This is a genomic window from Nostoc sp. 106C (assembly GCF_002154725.1).
In the GTDB taxonomy this organism is placed as follows: Bacteria; Cyanobacteriota; Cyanobacteriia; order Cyanobacteriales; family Nostocaceae; genus Aulosira.
This window is the reverse complement of the sequence record NZ_MTAW01000220.1, coordinates 1-491: the sequence shown is the minus strand read 5'-3', so window position 1 is coordinate 491 and position 491 is coordinate 1. Positions and strand designations below refer to the sequence as shown.

General features: G+C 39.3%; 1 pseudogene. It reads right to left on the bottom strand.

Features of this window, described 5'->3' with window-relative positions:
- Positions 1-50 precede the first annotated feature (50 nt).
- Positions 51-491: pseudogene (locus BV375_RS32265) on the bottom strand (hypothetical protein); the annotation flags it as partial.

Here is a 491-nt window from a genome sequence, read left to right as displayed (position 1 = left end):
TATCCCTTTTCTGTCACTTTCCGGAATAAGCAAGTAGTAAAGAAGCTAAATCATCCAGAAGTATAACAGGGTTTAAATTGATTCATGGCGGCAATTAAATGATTGAATCCCAGTAATAACTGTGAATTAGGGAAAATATCGAGCCAGGGATAAATCAACCAAAATAGTAAGAGTGGTTGGACGATTAGACGCAGATTATTTAAAACATTCTTCCATCCAGATTCATGATTCCATTGTTGATGATTAGAAAAATCAATATGACTAGTTATTTGCCCCTCACTCTCAATTTGACGAGATTGATTTAAGGCTAACAAGGCTGGAGAATTCAAACTAATCATCGTGTAAACACAAAAAATAATCTCCCACCCTTCGGGTTCGCCAGTCGCTACAACGGGGGGAACCCCCGCAACGCGCTGGCTCACCACCTCTCAATATGTTGAAAATTTGTGAACCTATAATCTGTCCAGCCTAGTTCTTGTTTACACTGTCGA